Source organism: Chryseobacterium sp. SIMBA_028, assembly GCF_046535285.1.
In the GTDB taxonomy this organism is placed as follows: Bacteria; Bacteroidota; Bacteroidia; order Flavobacteriales; family Weeksellaceae; genus Chryseobacterium.
This window is the reverse complement of record NZ_JAWRWZ010000003.1, coordinates 261185-283048: the sequence shown is the minus strand read 5'-3', so window position 1 is coordinate 283048 and position 21864 is coordinate 261185. Positions and strand designations below refer to the sequence as shown.

Genomic DNA, 21864 nt, shown 5'->3' with positions numbered 1-21864 from the left:
AAGTGTTTGATAAAAAAAAGAATCTCAATTTTGAGACTCTTTTTTATTTTGTTAGTTTATACTAAGTTGTTTGCTACAAGGTATTCTGCAATTTGTACAGCGTTTGTTGCGGCTCCTTTCCTTAGGTTATCTGCTACGATCCAAAGGTTGAGCGTTTTGGGCTGCGACAGATCTCGTCTTATTCTTCCCACGAAGACTTCGTCTTTTCCTTCCAGATAGAAAGGCATCGGGTAGTGGTTGTTTTTAACATCATCCATCACCACAACTCCTGGGGTTTCAGATAAGATCTTTCTTACTTCATCCAGCTCAAATTCATTTTCAAATTCGATGTTTACACTTTCTGAGTGACCTCCCTGAACCGGAACTCTTACTGCTGTTGCTGTCAAGTTGAATGTATCATCACCCAGAATTTTCTTAGGCTCTTTCATCAACTTGATTTCTTCTTTAGTATAATCATCATCCGCAAATACATCACAATGAGGCAGTGCATTTTTGAAGATTTGATATGGATATACCTTAGCGATAGAATCATCACCGCTGATTTCACCGTTTAATTGATCTACAGCTGCTTTACCTGTTCCTGTTACAGACTGGTAAGTGGAAACAATCACTCTTTTTAAATCATATTTTTTGTTCAATGGTCCTAAAACCATCACCAATTGAATGGTAGAACAATTCGGATTTGCAATAATCTTGTCTTCTTTGGTCAATACATCAGCATTGATTTCCGGAACAACCAATTTTTTATCAGGATCCATTCTCCAAGCTGAAGAATTGTCGATAACCGTTGTTCCTGCTTCTGCAAACAAAGGAGCAAACTCAAGGGAAGTAGAGCCTCCTGCAGAGAAGATCGCAATATCCGGTTTGGCAGCTATAGCGTCCTTCATGCTTACAATAGTAAATTCCTTCTGTTTATACTTCACCTTCTTACCTACAGATTTTTCAGATGCTACTGGAATTAATTCTGTTATAGGGAAGTTTCTCTCCTCCAAAACTTTAAGCATAACTTGTCCAACCATTCCTGTTGAACCTACTACAGCTACTTTCATTGATTTAATTAAAAATTTAAGATTAAACTATTTATAAATTATAACGCATATAATTTCTTTATCTATTTTAAGCCCCAAAGACTTTTACCCAAGGGAATGCGAATGCAAATAAACCTGCTGCAATCAGTCCCATAATCACTATTCCTAAAGAAATAGTATCATTGGATTTTACTTTTTTGTTGATGATGGTCATCAATACTGCCGCAATAAGCATAGAAAAGGGATGCTCAACAAATGTTTGTCTGCTGTAAGCATCTTTCATTAATGTTCCGGAATCTAAAGCAGCTTTGAAACCTGGAGAAAATATGAATAACAAGCATATTCCTAATAAAAACTGAACGTGGAAGAAAATCATCGTGAAGAGAGTCGTCTTCTTTAAAAATTTGTTCACTTTTCCACTGAAGCCGAACATAGTAGCTAAAAGTGCAATGATAAATAATGCCACTAAAAGAAGTTCCAAATACCCGAATCCTTTGTGTGCACTAAGAAAAATCTTGTAAAAATCCATAATCCTATTTTTTTGTACACAAAGATAACAAAAATCCCGGCTCAAAGCCGGGATTCATATTTATAAAATCTAATATTGTGATAATTAGAAGTTGAATGATAAAGTTGTAGACCAGGTTCTTCCGAATCCGAAGAAAACTCTGTTTCCGTCAGCAATACCTTTGTAAGTTCTTCCTGCTGCTTCGTAGGTGATTCCAAAATCAGCATCACCAGCTTTAGCTTTAGGATTAATTAGATCTGTAGTCTTGATGTTAGTTACACCATCTTGAATATAAGTAGTGTCAAACAAGTTATAAACATTCACACCAATTGTGAAATACTGACTTTCGTTTTTCAGTTTAATCTTGTAAGATGCTCCTACGTTGAATAAGTTGAAATCAGGTAATTTTAAAGCTTCATTTCCTGGCTTTGTAAAGTCATTCACATTCATTGCAGAATATACTTTTCCAACATACTGCCAAGTACCATAAATTCTAAGATCTGTTACCGGTGTAATTGTTGCTCCCAATGAAGCTGTTGTTTGTGGAACACTGTTGTTAGTTCCTCCTACATTTACTTTGTCTAGGTAAAGAGTAGATGTATTGGATCCGTTTGTTGCAATTGGAGTGTTGTCATCCTGAAAGTTAGATCCAGATGCATTTCCTTTGTATTTGTAATCTCCCCAAGAGTACATCCCCTGTAATTCTAGGAATCTGTTTACTTTATAAACCGCTTCCGCTTCAATACCCTGGTGAAGTTGAGTAATTCCACTGATTTCAGAATATCCTCTGATTCCGTTTCCGAAGTCTACACTTCCTCTTCTGAACCATCTGTCTTTCCATTCAGTTCTGTATACGTTAACTTTCGCATTGAAGTTAGATGTTTTGAATCCGTAACCTAATTCAACAGAGAAAATTTTCTCATTAGTTAAGCTAGGGTTAACTACCTGCTGGTTACTTGGGTACACAGAGTTCATCAAAGGCTGCTTGCTATAGTAACCAACGTTAGCAAATACGTTGTGGTTATTGTTGATGTTATAGTTAGCACCCCCTTTAATGTTATAACCAAAAAGGTTTTTAAATCCTGTTTTTCTGTTTACAGTTTGCCCTTGCTGAACAGTTCCAGGCTTTACAAAGTCATCAATTCTTTGGTATCCCTGGTTTGAAACGGAACCTTGTAAATAAGCAGTTAACTTTTCAGAAGTATATTCTACTTGTCCGAAACCACTGTACCATAATACCTCACCATCATTACTGAAAGCAATTCTGTCTTCCATTGGTGCATTTGATCCACCGAACGGGTTCCAGTTTAACTTTTGGTAGTCATAAGTATTACGAACAATATTATTAGTAGGTAAGTTTTTGTTGAAACTATCTGTATAACCTTTTGCTCCGTATAGATCAGAAACTACCTGATAGTGGTATCCATAGTAGTATCTGTCATCAGTACCTACAGAGAAGTTCCAGTTATCATTGATCTTGTGTTGGAAGTTCATTAAGATCCCGTACCAGTTGTGAGAGTTCACACTTGAGCTACGTATCAATGTATTTCCTGCTGCACCTATTGCTGGCGTTACCACTCCGTTGGCTGCATAGATTGAGTTAAAGTTGTAGTGTCCTTCAGCATCAACAAAGTCCTGCATTCCTTTTCCTCCAACTTTACCTTGGTTTCTGGCACCACCACCACGTCCGTTAGACATGTAAGCTACCGTACTTAAAGTAGATTTGTCACTGATTGTCCAATCCCAGTTCAACATCATTACGGGCTTAGAATAATAGTTCATAGCATTGGCTATGTTCGTTCTTCTTCCGTCTGCTGAAGTATAATAACCATAGTCAGAGTTATAAGGTCTGTATGGAGTACCGTCTTTGTCAGGGTTATAATAAATATAACTACCTAAAGCCGGAGCATAAGATCTCTGATCGTGCCATTGTGGAGAAGAAGTCATCATAAACTGTAAGTTATGCTTCTTGCTTGGCTGATATCCTAATGCAAAGAAATAAGTATAGGATTCGTAATCTGTATTTTGAACGTAAGTACCTCCTGCTTGTCTTGCCATCAAGAATGAAGCAGCCCATCCGTTTTCAGTTTTACCTGTATTGTAAGCGAATGAAGTTTTTAAGAAATCGTTATTACCGATACCTAATCTAACAGCTCCACCTTGTTTCATGTCAGCCGAACGTGTTAAGAAGTTCATTGTTCCCCCTACAGAAGCAATTGCTAATTTAGAAGAACCAAGACCTCTCTGTACCTGCATCGTACTGGTTACGTCTGATAAACCAGTCCAGTTAGACATGTACACAGTACCTCCTTCCATGTCGTTAACAGGCATACCGTTTACCATTACTGCGATGTTTCTGGATTCAAACCCACGCATAGTAAGCTGTGAATCTCCGAAACCTCCACCACCTTTTGTAGCGTATACAGATGGTGTAGTATTTAACAATTCTACAAGCTCCTGATTTCCTTGTCTTTCAATAATCTGAGCTGCTTTAATTGTAGAAACTGCTACCGGTGTTTTTCTATCTTTAGCGATATCCGTAACACCTCTTAGAATTACCTCTTCAATATCTTTGGATTTAGCTTTCGCTGTATCCTGAACTTGTTGAGCATAATAAACACTAGCTGTAGATAAAGTAATAACCGCAGTTAGTATTGATTTGTTGATTAATTTCATAATCGTTAGTAATAATTAGATTTAATTTTCTGCAAAATTCGCAAAATTAATTTTAACTATTATTAACTCAATGTTAATTTTTAATCAGTCTTAATAATATTAAGTAATTGATTACCAGTATCGTAGGTGAAAATTGAATTTTTACATGAAAAAAGTCATGTTATTGAATTTCTAACAAAGTGGGGGTGTTTTTATTAAAAATTCAACGCTATTTCACTGCTTTGAGACTCAAATCGATATTCTCAGCCGAGTGTGTAAGGGCGCCTACAGAGATAAATGTAACTCCTGTAGAAGCAATTTCCTTAAGCATATCACGGGTAATTCCACCCGAAGCTTCAGATTCGCAAGAGCCGTTAATCATCTTTACAGCCTGATTCATAGTGTTTACATCCATATTATCAAGCATGATTCTGTCTACTTTTGCATTGATGGCTTCCTGAACTTCTTCAAGATTTCTTGTCTCAACTTCAATTTTTAACTTTTTCTTGCTTTTTTTAACATAATCTTTTGCCATTTTTACGGCATTGGTGATGCTTCCGTTGTAATCGATGTGGTTGTCTTTAAGCATTATCATATCATAAAGACCATATCTGTGGTTGGTTCCGCCGCCAATGGCAACAGCCCATTTTTCGCATATCCTGAAGTTGGGAGTCGTTTTTCTGGTATCTAAAAGCTTTGTTTTTGTACCAATTAATCTGGTATCCCATTCGTGAGTAAGGGTGGCAATGCCACTCATTCTTTGCATACAGTTAAGAACAAGTCTTTCTGTAGAGAGTATAGATCTGGCACTTCCGGTTACAATAAGGGCTATGTCTCCTACTTTTGCGGTGTCTCCATCTTTAAGAAATGTTTCAACTTTTAAATTTTTGTCAAAAGTTGTGAAGATAATTTCTGCCAGTTCAACACCTGCCAAAATACAATTTTGTTTTACCAAAAGCTTTGCACTTTGTTCCAGATCCTTTGGAATGGTGGAAAGGGTAGAATGATCCCCATCCTGGATATCTTCTTCTAAGGCATTATTTATAAAAGTTTTTAATGCTTTATCGGTAACGTAGCTTGGTTTTTTCATTATTGTATATTTTAGACTAGGTCTTTATTGTAAAATGCTCCTTTATTCTCTGTCATTTCCATCGATTGGGTAATGATGAGTAGGGCGACGGTAGTAAGATTTCTTAATTCTGATAATTGAGGGGAAAGGATAGAGTAGTGGTAAATTTCATCAACGGCAGCTGCAATTTCCTGATGTTTTTGCAGGGCCATATTCAGACGTCGGTTACTTCTTACAATACCTACAAGATCGCTCATCATCTCCTGAAGCTGTTTTCTAAGATAGCTTACGATGACCATTTCATCCATGATCTTCATTCCTTCTTCGTTCCATTCCGGAACGGCTTTCAGGTCATCGAAGTTAAATTTATTTTCATTTAATAAGGCCATAGTCTTCATCGCAGCATTATGCCCGAATACTAATCCTTCAAGTAAAGAGTTTGAAGCAAGCCTGTTGGCACCATGTAATCCCGAGTTAGTGCATTCTCCTACAGCAAAAAGGTTTCTGATAGAGGATTGCCCGTCTCTGTCTACTTCAATTCCTCCCATTAAATAGTGGCAGGCAGGAACTACGGGAATCAATTGAGTGAATGGATCAATTCCTTCGTCTTTACACTTTTTATAAATATTGGGGAAATGTTCCAGAAATCTTTCTTGGTTCATTTCACGGCAGTCAAGGCCTACATATTCGTCCCCTGAAATTTTCATTTCATTGTCGATGGCTCTGGCTACAATATCTCTGGATGCTAATTCTTCACGCTCATCATATTTTTGCATGAATTTTTCGCCTCGTTTGGTTCTTAGTTTAGCTCCATCTCCTCTTACTGCTTCGGAAATAAGGAATAGCATTCCGTCAATCTTATTGTAAAGGGCAGTAGGGTGGAACTGATAGTACTGCATGTTGGAAACCTTTCCCTTTGCTCTGGCTACAAAAGCAATTCCGTCTCCGGTAGCAATGGTTGGATTGGTTGTATTTTTATAAACATGTCCGGCGCCTCCTGTGGCTACCAATGTTATTTTAGAGGTGATTTTTTTGATGGCCTTGGATTTTTCATCCAAAATATATGCGCCATAGCAATGAATGTCTCCTTCGTTAAGCTCTTGTCCCGGAACATGGTGCTGGGTAATGATATCAATGACATAATGATGGTCCAGGATTTCAATGTTAGGGCTGCTGTTGGCTGTTTCCAATAACGCTCTTTCAATTTCAAATCCGGTAATATCTTTATGGTGAACGATTCTATTTTCAGTATGGCCTCCTTCTCTTCCCAGAGCAAATTTTCCATTCTTCATATCGAACTGAGCACCCCATTCCACAATTTCGTTGAATCTTGCTGGGGCCTCCCTTACTACCATTTCTACAACATCACGTTTGTTTTCTCCGTCACCGGCACGCATCGTATCATCAATGTGTTTTTGAAAATTGTCATTCTGAAAGTCTGTCACTACGGCAAGTCCGCCCTGTGCATATTTCGTATTGCTTTCGTCTTCGTCAGATTTTGTTACGATGATGATTTTGGCATCAGGGAGTTGTTCAGAAACTTTAATGGCATAGGAAAGTCCGGAAATACCGGAACCGATTACTAATACATCCGCTTTTATCATATGCTTGCTTTAGGTACAATCGTTTAATATTAAATAAATTTAAACAATTTTTCGTTTGGTTTTCTTACTTTTTTCATGTGCTGAAAATGGTCTTCCTCAGAACGGTAGCCTAAAGCGAGGGTAACGGTTACTTTTTCTGTCTCGGAGTTTACATTCAGAATTTCTTCTATCAGATCCTGTCGGAAGCCTTCCATGGGGCAAGAATCTATATTCTCTATAGCAGCGGCATACATAAGATTGGCCAATACAATATAAGACTGTTTTTCTGCCCAGTTGAAAATTTCATCCTGTGTTTTTTGATTGATATGCTGATTGATACTGTTTTTGAACGGATCAAGATTCTCCAAAGGAGTTTCCCTTACTGCAGAAATATGATTAAAATATCCATGGATATAATTCTCTTCTATTATTTTCTTTGAAATAATGACCACAAGATGAGAACAAGTGGAGATCTGAGATGGGTTATAAAAAGCAGGAATCATCTTCTGCTTCATTTCTTCACTTTCAACAATAATGATTTTATAGGGTTGAAGCCCCAACGAGCTTGCAGATAGCTTTCCCGACTCAAGAATGTTATGAAGAGTTTCCTGAGGAATGATTTGATTATTAAATTTTTTCACAGAATATCTTCTGCTTAAAGCTTCCAAATAATTCATAGGACAAATTTAAGGATTGAATATGAATAAAAAGTCTTTTAAATGAAATATATCCTTTTAATTAATACAAAAAATCACCCCAAATAACGGGGTGATCAAGTTAATATAAATAAGAAAGTGATTATTCTCTGTTTTTTACAACAATCCAGCCGGAGAATTTTACCGGAGTGATCTTTTTATTATTTTCATTCCATGAAACAGAATACCAATAATTTCCTGTAGGAACTCTTCTGCCGTTAGCCGTTCCGTTCCATCTGTACCCATTGGCTTTATCTGCTCTGAAAAGCTGTACCCCATATCGGTCATAGATATTCACTTCCAGATTTTGCTTCACAGCCAAGGCAGAATAATCAATAATATCATTAATACCGTCATCGTTAGGAGTAATTACATTGATTAGATTAGGAACAGTAATGTTAATTTCAATAGGTTCGCAATTATAGCTGTCCTTTACAAATACTTTTGCCTCACCTCGGGTAACATTGGAAAATACATTGGAGTCCTGCCAGTGAACATTATCCATTGAATACTGATAAGGAGGGGTTCCTCCATTTGCATATATAGTGACTGTTCCTCCTGAAATATCAATATTGGAAACTACAGGATGTTCAGATGGGTAAACATTTACTGTTTGTGTGGCAACGCATTCGCCGGTTTTAAGCTTTACCCAGTAGGTGCCCACTCCAATATTCTTGATCACCTGTGTTGTAGCCCCTGTGCTCCATTGGTAGCTATTGAATCCAGGTCCTGCATCTAATGTTGTTTTGCCTGTCATACAAATGGTTTGATTTTGTAAGACTTTTGATAAAACCGGAGCTAATACGGTTAGTTTAACTTTCGCTATTGCATAACAGCCGTTTGAGTTAAATACTTTTACATAAACAACACCGTTAGGTGCAATATAGTTCGCAGCATTGGTTATTTCATTGGTGTTGTTAACAGCATCCGTTAAAGATGGATAATATTTTTTTGTTACTCCTACAGGGGTAGGTGTGACGGCAGCTCCTGTAAGATCAAAAGAAGCTGTTGATGGATTACTTTCAATGAAGCATGATCTTAGTTCCCTATCATTCACCGTAACAACAGGATGAATGTTTAGCGTGATCTTGGAAGTACTTACACATCCCTGTGAGGTGGTTACCCTTACATAGATGGTAGCGGGTCCTGACGCATAAGCATTGGGATTAGTAATCTGATTGGTTCCTGCGTTAAGGTCATATAAAGTTGGATAAAACTCCTTGGTGGCTCCGGTCAGGGTAGTTACTGCTGCGGTATTAAGGTCAAATGTTGCAGTACCGGCATTGTTATTATTACATTCGGTAAGGCTTGCGTCACTGGCAGCGAATGGAGTTGGATTAAGTTGTATAATACCATCTCCATTGTCGCAAAGAGTTGAGGTAGGATCCTTAATAACGACTTTAATGGTAGTGTTTCCTGAATATTGAAAGCTGGTGGGGCTAGCAATAGGTGTAGCAACACCTAGTATATAATAAGTGAAAAGATAATTTCCAGGGTTATTGACAAATTGTGAATTATAGGAGGTAAGATCCACTGTCCCATTTCCTGTAGTAGGGTTGGTACATACAAAAGGCGTAATGGTGTTATTTAAAATAGGAACTTTATCTACAAATACTTTGGCATTTTTGATAGAGTGTCTGGCGCTGGCACCTCCTGTTGCTGCAGAAAACCCAAAATATCCCTGTGTCATTCCGATGGCATTTCCGGATGGTGCAAATGATTGATCTACAATAAGTATACCGTCAATTCTGATTTTGATAATCCAGTTCGTAGGATTGCTGAGGTCTGTTTCTCCATTTACCTCTACATGCTTATAAGTATCTCCTACGAAAGGCTGGGTAGCGTAAAGGTCTGGAGAATGGAATGAGCTTCCGGGAGTATTATTGTATTCGATATTGTTACCCGCAGTATTATTGGTGCCATATAAAAGGTGTACCTTACTCATTTGGCCCTCTGTAGTATTGTTGAAAATATCAAAGCCTACCATTAATCCTGAGGCATTTGATGGAATTCCCAATCCACCTCCGGATACGAATCCTGTGGGAGGATTGGCGAGGTACCAGAAAGTAAATCCGTCTCCTCGTCCGAATTGGGTAGTTCCATTTCCGTCAATTCTAAAGTCGAATTCTACTTTCCATTTATCACAATAGCTAAGGGTGATTGGCGTGGACAGCTTAATAGCTCCATATCGGCTGGTTTGGTCTGTGGTGAGTCTAATGAAATCTCCGCTTACAGCAGCATCTGAAACAAGATCCCATCCTGTAGTGTTTACAGGATTTCCGGCAAGCTGATATGTTTGCGAAAGTAATTTTCCAGGGAGGCATGATAAGGCTGCCAACAAAAAAAAGAGTATATTTTTTTTCATAGTGGAAAGATTGTGAAGTTGTTATTTGTATTAAAATGTTAAAATATAATCATTGAGCTTCTTTCTTTTATAAATGATGTATTCCGGAGATTATTTATTCTCTGTTTTTTACCAATACCCAACCGGAATATTTAGTTTCAGTATTGTTTTTGTTGTCTTCATTCCAGGAAATGGTATACCAATAAGTTCCGGTAGGAACTCTTTTTCCGTAAGCCATCCCGTCCCATGTAAAATTTCTTATTTTGCCTGCCTCATGAATTTTATTTCCATATCTGTCATAAACTACAAATAGTAAATTCTTTTTGTAGGCTAATGCAGAATAGTCTATGCGATCATTAATGTTGTCTCCGTTTGGCGTAATCACGTTGATGAGGTTGGGTACTGTAATTTGTACTTCAATAGGGACGCAGTTGTAGAAGTCTTTTACAAAAACCTTTACTTCACCTCTGGCCAAACCGATAAAAGTGTTTGAAACTTGCCAGCTGGATCCGTTTAGAGAGTACTGATAGGGAGATGTTCCGCCAGCTGCATTTACTGTAATGGTGTTGTGATGGATATCAATACTTGAAACAACGGGATTAGGAGATGGTAATACCTTTACAATCTGAGTGGTAATACAGTTTCCTGTTGTAAGCTTTACCCAATAGGTTCCTACACCTACATCCTTAATAAATGAAGTAGTAGCTCCCGTACTCCAGGTGTATTCACTAAAACCAGGACCAGCATCCAGATCTGTTTTCTCCTCAATGCAAATGGTTTTGTCTTTCAGAACTACAGATTTAACAGGAGGAAGAACAACGAGATTAATTTTAGCAATAGAAAAGCATCCATTAGCATCCGTTACCTTGGCGTATATTACAGTACTTGTTGAGGTATATTGAAGAGTATTAAAAATCTCATTGGTTCCGTTAAGGGCATTTTCTACAGAAGTATAATACTTTTTACTGACACCCGTTGGTAATGAAGTTATATCTGCGGTAGTTAAATTGAATACAGCATTGGAAATATTATCTTCAATAAAGCAGGATTGCAGCGTTGCGTCTTTTACAGGAGTTTCAGGATAAAAAGTTAGGGTGATTTTTGCTGTACCTGTACATCCTTGTGGAGTGGTTACTTTTACATACACGCTTCCGGGAGCAGAAAGATAATTGCCAGGATATAGGATCTCATTAGTTCCTGTATTTAAATCATTAAGCGTTTTATAATATTTTTTAGTAACACCTGGTACGCTAGTTACGTTAGCTGATGTTAGATTAAAAGTGGCAGTTCCTGCCTTGTTATTATTACATTCGGTAAGCGTTTTATCTTCTGCTTTGAATGCTGCCAGTACAAGCTGAATCTTGCCATCAGGATTATCACAAAGTATTCCGGCGTTATCTTTAATAACAACGGTAACTGTTGTATTGGCATTGAATTGATAATTTGCGGGGCTGCTAATGGGAGTAGAGCTGCCTAAAGGATAATAAGTAAATGTGTAATTTCCAGGGTTGTTTACAAACTGAGAATTAAAACTTGTTAAATTCACATTGCCATATCCGGTAGTAGGATTGGGGCAAAATGATTGAGTCGTTGAATTTTGTAAAATAGGAACCTTGTCAGTATATATTTTTACATTTTTAATAGAGTTTCTCGCTGAAGCGCCTCCAGTAGATGCTGAAAATCCAAAATATCCCTGAGTCATCGTTGCAGCTCCTCCTGATGGTACAAATGATTGAGAAGTAATTGTATTACCATCTATTTTTACAGTTATAATCCAGTTGGTAGGAGTGATGGGATCAATTTGTCCGGTTACTTCTACATGTTTATAAGTGTCTCCTATAAAAGATTGTGTAGCGTTAAGATCCGGAGAGTGGAATGAGCTTCCTGCAGTATTGAAAAACTCAATGTTGTTCGTGTCTGTTGTATTCGGAACTACACCATACGCAATGTGTACCTTGCTCATTTGAGCGCTGGTGGTATTGTTGTAAATGTCAAAACCCACCATAAAGCCTATGGCATTCTGTGGAATCCCAAGCCCGGATCCCTGCTGGCTGGTAATAGGAGGGTTGGCTAAATACCAAAAAGCAAAACCATCTCCTTTTCCAAATCCGGGTATGCCGTTTCCGTTAATTCTAAAATCAAATTCTACTTTCCATTTATCACAATACTTTAAATTGATGGGATCATTTAATTTTATTGCTCCCGAACTGTTTCCTACATCATCGGTTAGCATAACAAAGTCTCCGCTGGTTGTGGCGCTAGGTACTACAGTCCATCCTGTCGTATTGATGGGGGTTCCGGTCAGTTGATAGGTCTGTGCGAAAAAATTTTCGGATAGGCAGAATAAAAGAATTGAAAAATAAAACAATAAATTTTTATTCATTTAACTGGGATTTAGAATGAAGTAAAGATATTAAATCCTAGTTAAAAAATATGTATTTAATGTTAATTTTGTTAAAAAAATTAATTATTATTTATTAAATGGCATTTCTTGTGATGAAATAATGAATGTTATTCGGTTAATTGCTGATTTGTGTTAATTAAATTAAAAGAGGGAGTTGTTTTCTAATCCTTCAAAATAAGTATCAATATCAAGGTCGGGAGAACTCGCTGCAGCAACAGCTAGTTTGTCACAAAGCTCATTTTCAAAATGGCCCGCATGCCCCTTTACCCAATGCATTGTAGGGGTGTGTTTATTGTAGAGTTCAATGAATTTTTTCCAGAGATCAGGGTTTTTTACATTTTTCCAACCTCTTTTAATCCATCCTGTGATCCAGTTTTGGTTTACGGCATCTGCAACATATTTACTATCAGTGTAAACATGAATGTCATTTTCTGCAGACTTCAGTTTTTCCATTGCTGTGATCACTGCAAGGAGTTCCATTCTGTTGTTGGTTGTTTTTCTAAAACCCTTAGAAAATGTTTTTTGATAGTTTTTTTCGGGAACACGCATGAGAATTCCATATCCGCCTTTTCCCGGATTTCCACTACAAGCACCATCGGTGTAAATTTCGATTCTCAAACTTAATTATATAAAAATTGAATTATCTTTAATAGAGTCGCAAGACTATAATTGTCCTAATGCTGATTACAATATTCGGATTTTAAAATCTTAAAACGGAAAATCATCATCATCATCAAAATCATTCATAGATGACCCAGAAAGTTTTGAGCTGTCCGGAAGATCAAATGCTGCTCCTGGCTGGATGGTTGTTTTAATCTTATCAAAACCACTTGGTTCACCGAAGTTGGATGGGTAGCCGCCTCCTGCATTGCTGTCAAAGGCTGCCTCAATGTCACCAAACTTTGCAAAATGCTTTAAGAAAGATAATCTAACATCTGCTGTGGCACCATTCCTGTGTTTGGCAATGATCAGTTCGGCCTGGTTTTCTGTAGAAGTTTCCTGTCCTTCATCATCATTATCCCAAACCGTAATTTTATAATATTCCGGTCTAAAGATAAAGGATACAATATCGGCATCCTGCTCAATTGCTCCGGATTCCCTTAGATCTGAAAGCTGAGGTCTTTTCCCTGGGCGGGTTTCCACACTTCGCGATAGCTGTGAAAGTGCGATTACAGGTACGTTAAGTTCTTTTGCAATTGCCTTTAATGAACGTGAAATCATGGAGATTTCCTGTTCACGGTTTCCGACTCCTTTTCCACTGCTTCCTGCTGTCATCAGCTGGAGATAATCGACCATGATAAGTCTTACTCCGTGCTGCATTACCAGTCTTCGGCACTTTGCACGGAAGTCAAAGATAGAAAGAGATGGGGTTTCGTCAATATATAAAGGAGCGTTTTCCAACTCGGATACATTGGAGAAAAGTCTTTGCCATTCTTCATCATCCAGGGTTCCTTTACGAAGTTTTTCAGATGAAATCTTTGTTTCGGAGGCAATCATCCTTGTGATAAGCTGTACAGATGCCATTTCGAGCGAGAACAAAGCCATAGGGATCTGATGCCCCACTGCAATATTTCTTGCCATGGAAAGAAGGAATGCTGTTTTTCCCATCGCCGGACGGGCTGCAATAATAATAAGGTCAGAATTCTGCCATCCACCGGTTTCTTTGTCTATATCTCTAAATCCTGATGGAACCCCTGAAATTCCCTCTTTGTCTTTTAGAGATTTGATCGTGTCTATGGCTTGCTTTACCAAAGAGTTTGCCGTATCGAAACCTTTCTTAATCGTTCCGTTAGTGATCTCAAAGAAAGACTGTTCTGCCTTGTCCAGAAGTTCAAAAACGTCTGTTGATTCTTTATAGGAAGAGTCAATTACATTCGCAGAAACATTAATAAGACTTCTTAAAATATATTTTTCAAGGATGACACGTACATGATATTCAATATGGGCAGATGAACTTACCCCCATGGTCAGATCAATGATGTAGTGATCGCCACCTGCCTGGCTTAGTTTATCATCTTTTTTTAAATCCTGAATCACAGTCATTAAGTCCACCGGATGGTTGCCTTCATAAAGTTTTAATATGGTAGAGAAAATAACCTGATGTCTGGGATCATAAAATACTTCCGGGGTAAGAAGATCAATAGAATGGTCAAGACCTTTTTTGTCAATCAAAAAAGTTCCTACAACAAGCCTTTCAAAGTCTACTGCATTAGGAGGCATTTTTCCATCCGCAATAGATAGCTCTTTTGCAAAGTTTCCGTGGGTAAGGGATGATAATGTTTCTTTCTGCGCCATGGTGCAAAGATAGTTTATTTAGAAAATATTAAAAAAATAGTATTCAACAAATTATTCGCACTTATTTGGAAAATGCGGTAAACAGGAGATTGGTGATGTTGATAAAAAAAATCACCTCATTTGAGGTGATTTTTTATGGTATGAGTAAAAGCTTACTCTTTATTTTTTACCAATACCCATCCTGAGTATTTTGTTTCGGTATTATTTTTGTCATTTTCATTCCATGAAATGGTATACCAGTAAGTTCCAGTAGATATTTTTTTACCGGATGCTGTTCCGTCCCAAGTGTAGTTTCTGATCTTATTAGCTTCATAAAGCTTGTTTCCATATCTATCGTATACAATAAATATAAGGTTTTTCTTATAAGATAGAGCTGAATAATCAATTACATCATTAATGTTATCTCCGTTTGGAGTAATGGCATTAATCAGATTAGGAACCGTAACCGTAACCTGAATAGGTGTACAATTATAAGAATCTTTCACATACACTGTGTTTTCTCCTCTAGGTAATCCTTTAAAGGAATTAGAATCCTGCCAGGTTGTCCCATCAATAGAGTATTTGTAAGGAGGTACGCCTCCCGTAGCAGTAATTGTAAAGCTGTTATTGCTGATTTCAATATTGGAAATAACAGGTTGTAGACTAGGACGTACTGTTACTTCCTGAGTTGTGAAGCATCTTCCTGTCTGTAGTTTTACCCAATATGTACCTACGGCAACATTACTTATTGATTGTGATGTTTCGCCGGTACTCCATTCATAGCTGCTAAATCCAGGCCCTGCATCCAGTGTTGTTTTACTTTCCGGACAAATGGTTTTATCCTTTAAAACAGTGGATTTTACAGGAGGAAGAACTTTTAATGTTATTTGAGCAATAGAATAACATTGTTGTGCATTGTTAACTCTTACATATACTATAGTACTTTCTGAAAGGTAATTCGTTGGATTTGAAATTGGGTTGGTTTCATCCTTTGCGTCAGCTATTGTTTTGTAATATTTTATTACCGTTCCTGTTGGTTCCGGATTCGGTACTCCTATAGATGCTTTTGTAAGATTGAATGTAGAATGGGTAATATCATTTTCAATATAACAGTTCTCAATTTGAGCATCTTTTAGGATAACTGTTGGATGGAATTTTAACAAGATAGTAGTGGTTGCTGTACATCCAAATGAAGAAATTACTTTCACATATACCGTTTTTTCCGGAGAAATATAATTGGTAGGAGTTGTAATCTCATTGGTATCTGCATTCAGATCAGCCTGAGTAGGGTAGTATTTAATAGTGGCTCCTGTACCTGTAAATACATTGGCTGTCGTAAGGTCAAATGTGGCAGTACCTGCATAGTTGTTATTACATGAAAATAAAGTAGAGGCTGCATTAGCTTTGATGCTAACATCTACAAACTTAAATTTCCCTGTAATGAAGCATCCGTTTGCAGGATTATTGGCGTTGTTTGGATCGTGATATACAACTCTGTAGTAGTATGTTTTAACTCCGTCTACAGTTTCAATCGTAAGAGGATTGTCTCCTGTAAGAACGTCATTAGTATCTTTATGGTAAGTTACTTTAAAGTCAGCGCTATTTCCATTGATGATTCCCGCAGTAAGAGTTGAAAAGTTGAATTGTGTAGGAAGCCCGCATACCATTACCTTACTCGGTTCATTAGCGTCAGCTGCAGGAACCCCTGGGGTGATGAATGGGAAAGGAGCTAAAACGGGATCATTAAATGCTGAACTTAAACTAGCAGTACCTGTCCAGATCATGGAAAATCCATTAGGGGATTTATCCCAGTTGTCAATGATCAAATAGTAGGTTTCACCTGGTAAAACATTCAGATAAGGACACCACTTACCAGTGTTCATACTGTTGGTAGCACCTGGAGGAAAGGTAGGGAATACAGCAGGAGGAGGCATAGCGATATCCAATCCTGTATCTCCCTTAGCACCATCATAGTTACATCTTATTGGCTGTACAAACACATGGTTGGCATCCTGTAAAGAAGCACATCCATTAGCAGTTGGGCCATATATTGCAAAGTCATAATCGTCTCCGGGGTCATTGGGTTTAATGGTGAATGCAAGTGTTCCTGGAGTTGAAACGGTGAAAGTATACCAAACAGAATACTTTTCATTACTTCCCAGGCATCCGCCATTTTCTCTAAGGATTTCTACGATGTTCCCCACTCCGGAAGGAGTGTAGGAAATATTAGAATTTCCACATATAGGAATTGCTGAAACACAGTCTGATTGTGAGTAAATAGTCTGTGTTATGAGTAAAATAAAAAAGAGTAATATTTTCTTCATTGTTAAAATGATTTTTGTGAAACAAAATTAAGAGGTCTATAGTTTTTTTGTCATTTTTTTTGTGTAGAGAAAAAGCCGCCAAAAGCGGCTTTTTCGGTATATTTCTACTGAATTATTCTCTGTTCTTTACAATAATCCATCCCGAGAATTTGAAAGGAGTGTTCTTTTTGTCATTCTCATTCCATGTTAAAGAATACCAGTAGGTACCTGTTGGTATTTTTTTACCAGCAATAGTTCCATCCCATTTGTATCCGTTAGATTTGTCAGCTTGGTGAATTTTCACACCATATCTGTCAAAAATGTTGAATATCAGATTTTGCTTATCGGCAATAGCTGAATAATCCAATACATCATTTACTCCGTCTCCATTTGGCGTAATAATGTTGATCAAATTAGGAACCAGTACAGAAACTACAATAGGCTCACAATCGTAGGCATCTTTTACGTATACCTTGTAAGTACCTCTTGCAATATTGTTGAAGACATTAGAATCCTGCCATATGATATTATCTATGGAGTATTTGTATTCAGGAGCTCCACCTATAACATTTACAGTTAATGTTGTGTTTGATACATCAATGCTGGTTATTACCGGCTGCTCAGAAGGATATATTTTTACAGTTTGAGTAGTAACACATTCTCCGGTTTTCAGTTTTACCCAGTACGTTCCTACTCCCACATCCTTGATAGACTGGGTAGTAGCTCCCGTGCTCCATTCGTAACTTTTAAATCCAGGTCCTGCATCCAAAGTAGTTTTGTCTTCTACGCAAATGATTTTGTCTTTCAGTACATTAGATTTTACAGGAGGAAGTACAGTTAGCTCGATCTTAACAACCGTATAACATCCTCTGGTATCACTTACTCTTACATATACAACACCATTTGGTGCAGTGTAAGTTGTAGGGTTTAAAATCTCGTTCGTAGCATCTACAGCATCAGTTAAAGATGGGAAATATCTCTTTGTAATACCTGCTGCTGGAGTGATAACTGGAGCATTATCTAGGTTAAACAAAGCTGTAGAAGGGTTTGATTCTATGAAACATTCTCTCATAAAAGCATTCTTAGCGATAACAATCGGGTAGAATTTAAGAGTGATCTCAGCGGTGTCAACACACCCGTATTGAGAAGTTACTTTTACATATATTTTTCCTTCTGCCGAAACATACTGATAGATTGAAGTAATCTCGTTTGTTCCCGCATTCAGGTCATGCATTGTTGGATAATATTTTTTTGTAGCAGTAGGATCTGCAAAAACATCTGCAGTGGTAAGGTCATACACAGCTGTTCCTGCATTGTTGTTGTTACACATGGTTAATGTGGCGTCTTTTGCTACAATGGTTCCATCCTTAAACTTAAACTTACCGGTTTGCCTACACTTATTTATCGGATTGTTGGCATCAAGAGGATCCGTATAGCTAATGCTGTAATAATACTCCGTTGTTATACCTACACTAATAGGAGTTGTAATAGGATTATTAGCTGTTAAAGCTTCATTCTGATTATAGTGATAAGTAACTGAGAAGTTAGGATTTCCATTGATGATCCCTGCTGATAAAGATGAAAAATCAAAAAGCGTAGGATTGCTACAGATAGGAACCTCTCTTGGGTCTGCAGGGGTTGCACCAGCAACTCCTGGAGGGTTGAATGGATGAGGCTGTATGTTTGGATCAGTAAATGGAGATGCTAAAGTAGCAGTTCCTCCCCATTTCATAATGAAACCATTTGCAGACTCACTATGGTTGTTTACTATTAAATAGTAGGTTTCACCAGGTAAAACGTCCATATACTTTGCCCATTTGTCTCCACCTACAGTGTCACACAAATCTGTGGAAGTCATGTTAAGACCAGTAATTCCACTTGTTACCGCATAAGATCCACGAAGAGGAGTTCCTCGGGTGGCGCATGTTTTATTGGGACCAAATACTGCGAAGTCATAGTCATTACCAAGGTCATTAGGAACAATTTCAAATGTAAGAGTTCCTCCTGCAGCAATGGTAAAAGAGTACCATACTGAGAACTTTTCACTACTAAGACAGCCGCCAATGGTTTCCAGAGTATCTCCATGGCCATTGGGAGTGTATGAGATAGTTGTATTTCCACATACTGCCATTGCTGTTGAACAATCTGATTGAGCATATGCAATATGTGAGAATATTATTAAGAAAATGAGTAGTATTTTTTTCATAGGAGAATGTTTAAAACAAATATTAAAACTATGATGGTGAGAAAAAGGCTCTTGTTTTTAATGCTGAAGAAATAATGGATATAATGTTGCAAGATAAAATGCTATTCTTCAGATCAAAAGCCATGGTCTTCATTGGGTTTATTGTTCTATTAACTGTTTACCCCAGTTTGGAGAACCGGCAGAAAGATCTTTAAACTCACTAGCTGCAGTTTGGTGCAGTTTTATAGCTTCAGTTTTGTTATTGGAAAGTTCAGCTATTTCAGCTTTTAAATGGGTAAGTCTTGGGTTATTCTTTAGTTGGGTATCTGCTTTTGTCATATATCCGATCGCTGTTTTCAAATCCTTTTGAGGATCTGTAGAAGCTACTATTCTGATTTTTTGGATATGAATGAGTCCCAAAAGTGTATTGATTTCCCCATTGTTTTTTTCTGAAGCGAGTGCCTGTGCTGCAAATTTTCTTGCCAGCTCATTCGGTTCAGTCATGGGGGTGTTTGTTGTATTTGTTAACAAAAATTGAGCTTTGGAATACATTGCTACTGCAGCATAGTAATTAGCTTTCCACTTCTCTGAGGTTTTAGTTTCGGAAAATGTATGAAAGAGAGTATCATAGTCACTGTCTGTCTTGGCATTATTGAGCTGCTGGACAGACTGCTGTAAAGCTTCATCCGAAAAAGTCTGAGCACTTACCCAGAAATTAGTCACGAAAAAGCCTAAAATAAATAAAAGTTTATTCATAAAGGGGATATTTGTAGCAAATATAAAAAATTATTAACGTTAAATTAAAGATTTTGAGATATATTTAATGAATCTGCTATGTTGTTTTTTGATATTGCATTTTTTGTTTATTATTAAATTATATGAAGATCGTAATAATAATAACGCTTTGATTTTAAATTGCGTATAAACGAAGTGAAATATTTTTAATAAACGGGTATAAATGTAAAATGAGAATAGAAAAACATTCTATTCTCATTTTAAGTATATCGAATTATGGTAAAGTTGTCTTTGTTTTTGTATTTATTTAATAATGAGCGTGTTAATATTGCATTTTTCTTAGCTTAGGATTGGTGCTTCCCACTGCAAGAGCAACAAGAATGGTCATGCATCCTCCAAATACTACAGAGCGCACTACACCCAATAATTTGGCCATAACTCCACTTTCAAATTGTCCCATTTCATTACTGGACATGATGAAAATTGAGTTCACACTCAGGACACGCCCTCTTATATGATCAGGGGTCTTTAACTGTACAATAGTTCCTCTGATTACCACAGAAATTCCGTCCAGCATTCCGCTTAGTACAAGGAACATAAAAGAAAGCCAATACAGCTTAGATAACCCAAACCCAATAATACAAATTCCAAATCCTGTAACCACAACAAGAAGTATTTTTCCCTGATTCTTTCGTAAAGGTACAATGGATAAGAGAGTAATGATACACATAGATCCTATATCAGAAGCCGCATTCAGCAGACCAAAGCCCTCAGCGCCTGATTTTAGGATGTCAGTAGCAAATACAGGGATCATGGCTACCGCCCCTCCAAAGAGTACAGCAAACATATCCAGACATAAAGCTCCCAGAATTTCTTTCGTTTTAAAAATATAGGAAATCCCCTCACGCATACTCTCCACAACATTTACATCTTCCTTTTTATGTTCAGAATATTGCTTGTTTAGCTGCCAGAAAAATAGAGAAGCCACAAATATGAGGGATAAAATAACCACCAATGTCCATTGTACCCCAAAATACCCAATCAGAATTCCTCCTATGGCATGCCCGCATACAGAAGATATCAGGAAAGTAGCCTGGTTTAAGGTAACAGCATTAGGTAGATTTTCTTTCTTTACGATCTTTGGAATCATAGAGGGAACAATAGGACCAATAAAGGCTCTGGCAATTCCTGTGAAAAATATCACACCATAAATAAAATAGGTGATTTGATGACCTGTGAAATGCATTTCTACATCAAGAAAAGCCGGAATAAGCAAAAGTCCGATTAGAAAAATATAAGCATAGTTACAGATCAGTAACAGTCTCTTTTTTTCATTCATATCAATAACATGTCCGGCATACAAAGCACAACTTACCGCGGGAATTACCTCGGAAAGCCCAATGAGCCCTATGGAAAGAGGGTCCTTTGTTAATTGATACACCCACCATCCTAATAACGTGGCAAGCATTCTGAAAGCTAAAACAATAAAAAATCTTCCAGTTAGAAGATTTCTGAATTCAATATTTTGTAATGTTTTTAACGGGGTAAAGGAAATCATGAACAAAAATAGCCCTAAAAATTTATTTAGGGCTATTTATATGTGGTTTTTTAAAAGATATAGTAAATACCTTCTGAAAGATAATATCTATTTTAGTCTGCTCTTGAAGAACTTATCACAATGGCTGCAACACCTGCTGCTCCAATGATAGCTGCTCCTGTTGCAATTCTGGCCTTTCTTTGATCTTTTACAGCGGCTACTTTTGCTTTAGGGATAGTTACCACTGTACTGTCTTTTTTTCCGGCTGTACCTACAAGATTATCACCTACAATATTTCTGAATAGTATTTTCTGTTTAGGAGATCCGTCTTTCATGGTAACCTTATATACTTTTCCGGCTTCCAGATTAGAATAGTTGTTTTTAGAAACATCATCGCTGTATTTTGTAGTAGCGCAAGATGTAATAACAAATAAAGACGTTAATAAAGGTGATTTCAACAGTACAGATGCTTTCATTATTTTCGTTTAGTTTTTCAAATTTATAATTTTTTTCGAATATACGTTTTTGGAATTGAAAAAATATC

15 protein-coding genes are annotated in these 21864 nt (G+C 37.3%); all 15 read right to left on the bottom strand.

Annotation, left to right across the window (positions count from 1 at the left end):
* Positions 1–56 precede the first annotated feature (56 nt).
* Positions 57–1049: an aspartate-semialdehyde dehydrogenase gene (locus SCA31_RS05565; protein WP_410695869.1), complete on the bottom strand. Its 993-nt coding sequence runs from the start codon at positions 1047–1049 to the stop codon at positions 57–59.
* A 67-nt stretch (positions 1050–1116) separates the two neighbouring features.
* Entirely contained in the window at positions 1117–1557 is a 441-nt protein-coding gene (locus tag SCA31_RS05560; RefSeq protein WP_410695867.1) for a hypothetical protein, read from the bottom strand.
* Between the two features lie 84 nt (positions 1558–1641).
* Positions 1642–4212, bottom strand: coding sequence for a TonB-dependent receptor (locus SCA31_RS05555; RefSeq protein WP_410695866.1), 2571 nt, complete (start codon positions 4210–4212; stop codon positions 1642–1644).
* A gap of 208 nt (positions 4213–4420) precedes the next feature.
* A complete protein-coding gene (nadC, locus tag SCA31_RS05550; RefSeq protein WP_410695864.1) occupies positions 4421–5281 on the bottom strand; it encodes a carboxylating nicotinate-nucleotide diphosphorylase in 861 nt (286 codons plus the stop codon).
* Between the two features lie 11 nt (positions 5282–5292).
* Positions 5293–6864 carry an L-aspartate oxidase gene (nadB, locus tag SCA31_RS05545; protein ID WP_410695863.1) on the bottom strand — a complete coding sequence of 524 codons (1572 nt, stop codon included), beginning with the start codon at positions 6862–6864 and terminating at the stop codon, positions 5293–5295.
* Positions 6865–6893: 29 nt separating this feature from the next.
* Positions 6894–7520 carry an NAD(P)H-dependent oxidoreductase gene (locus tag SCA31_RS05540; protein ID WP_410695861.1) on the bottom strand — a complete coding sequence of 209 codons (627 nt, stop codon included), beginning with the start codon at positions 7518–7520 and terminating at the stop codon, positions 6894–6896.
* 121 nt (positions 7521–7641) lie between these two features.
* Positions 7642–9903, bottom strand: coding sequence for a T9SS type B sorting domain-containing protein (locus SCA31_RS05535; RefSeq protein WP_410695859.1), 2262 nt, complete (start codon positions 9901–9903; stop codon positions 7642–7644).
* A 94-nt stretch (positions 9904–9997) separates the two neighbouring features.
* Complete coding sequence (locus SCA31_RS05530) at positions 9998–12265, bottom strand: T9SS type B sorting domain-containing protein (RefSeq protein WP_410695858.1); 2268 nt, start codon at positions 12263–12265, stop codon at positions 9998–10000.
* 162 nt (positions 12266–12427) lie between these two features.
* Positions 12428–12904, bottom strand: coding sequence for a ribonuclease HI (gene rnhA / locus SCA31_RS05525; RefSeq protein ID WP_410695857.1), 477 nt, complete (start codon positions 12902–12904; stop codon positions 12428–12430).
* Between the two features lie 90 nt (positions 12905–12994).
* Entirely contained in the window at positions 12995–14581 is a 1587-nt protein-coding gene (dnaB, locus tag SCA31_RS05520) for a replicative DNA helicase (RefSeq protein ID WP_076353129.1), read from the bottom strand.
* 152 nt (positions 14582–14733) lie between these two features.
* Positions 14734–16884, bottom strand: coding sequence for a T9SS type B sorting domain-containing protein (locus SCA31_RS05515; RefSeq protein WP_410695855.1), 2151 nt, complete (start codon positions 16882–16884; stop codon positions 14734–14736).
* A 112-nt stretch (positions 16885–16996) separates the two neighbouring features.
* Positions 16997–19069, bottom strand: a complete 2073-nt coding sequence (locus SCA31_RS05510) for a T9SS type B sorting domain-containing protein (RefSeq protein WP_410695853.1) — start codon at positions 19067–19069, stop codon at positions 16997–16999.
* A 138-nt stretch (positions 19070–19207) separates the two neighbouring features.
* On the bottom strand, positions 19208–19804 hold the full coding sequence (locus SCA31_RS05505; RefSeq protein WP_106916946.1) for a tetratricopeptide repeat protein: 597 nt from the start codon (positions 19802–19804) through the stop codon (positions 19208–19210).
* A gap of 301 nt (positions 19805–20105) precedes the next feature.
* Positions 20106–21341 carry an MFS transporter gene (locus SCA31_RS05500; RefSeq protein WP_410695851.1) on the bottom strand — a complete coding sequence of 412 codons (1236 nt, stop codon included), beginning with the start codon at positions 21339–21341 and terminating at the stop codon, positions 20106–20108.
* Positions 21342–21433: 92 nt separating this feature from the next.
* Complete coding sequence (locus SCA31_RS05495; RefSeq protein WP_410695849.1) at positions 21434–21796, bottom strand: hypothetical protein; 363 nt, start codon at positions 21794–21796, stop codon at positions 21434–21436.
* Between the last annotated feature and the right edge of the window lie 68 nt (positions 21797–21864).